2 protein-coding genes are annotated in these 739 nt (G+C 55.5%); both read right to left on the reverse strand.

The features are described 5' to 3' along the window. A partial coding sequence (locus CVH10_RS26575) for a hypothetical protein (protein WP_219924727.1) occupies positions 1-298 on the reverse strand: 298 nt, incomplete at its 3' end. After that, on the reverse strand, positions 295-681 hold the full coding sequence (locus CVH10_RS16845; RefSeq protein WP_011197454.1) for a hypothetical protein: 387 nt from the start codon (positions 679-681) through the stop codon (positions 295-297). The genes CVH10_RS26575 and CVH10_RS16845, both read right to left, overlap by 4 nt. Between the last annotated feature and the right edge of the window lie 58 nt (positions 682-739).

The raw sequence follows: 739 nt of genomic DNA on the forward strand, positions 1-739 counted from the left end.
AGTACGGCGACGTGATGACCTTTCCATTGGGGTTAGTCCACTGGATCCCATCGGCGCTCAATTCCGGACTCACTCGGACGTATCCCGGTATCTCTCTGCATGCACTGACAGATGGAACAGAACCTGTCGGAAGAGGAGATCTGCACCAGGTCACCGTTCGTTCAGCCCATGAGTCCCGACGCTCTTGCATTCCGCTGGAAAGCTTAATGTCTTGTGTGCCAACAATATTCAGGCCAACAATCAGTCCGACTAGCAAGGCAACAATCGGTATCGCGATTCGTGAAACCAGCTTTGTCATGCGTCCGCGCTCTTACGAGCAGGTGCGGAGACGGCCGCCGCAGGCATTGGAACCAGGTTCTCGACCGTGATGGACAGTGCGAGACGATCCATTCCCGTCATGTAGGGCTGCACCCAGACAAGGCCTTCTGCTCGATAGATCGTGCCGAAACTGAACGGCTCGTTCGGCGGATTGATGACGTGCACGGATGCTGTCTTATCCGTCGCGACAGTTCCATCTTTGCGCGCAACTCGAAGCAGTGCACCAGTCGAATACTTCACACGGCCGTCGGGAGTGAGCTTGTCCTGAACCGGCTTGATCGGGTCGTCCATACCGGCCACGAACACCGGAAACTGATCAGCGGTAGTTGCGACGGGGAGGGACGTTCCGAGCTGAACATTCATGCGAGTTCCTTTGATCGAGTCCGATACAGCTTATGGCTTAAGTGTCCAGATTCAGCAA

The organism is Halomonas sp. ND22Bw (genome assembly GCF_003011945.1).
GTDB classification, from domain to species: Bacteria; Pseudomonadota; Gammaproteobacteria; order Pseudomonadales; family Halomonadaceae; genus Halomonas; species Halomonas halophila.

Bases quoted from the DNA above. Each gene is read 5' to 3' on its own strand.
- CVH10_RS16845 (WP_011197454.1), bottom strand. From the start codon at position 681: ATGAATGTTCAGCTCGGAACGTCCCTCCCCGTCGCAACTACCGCTGAT.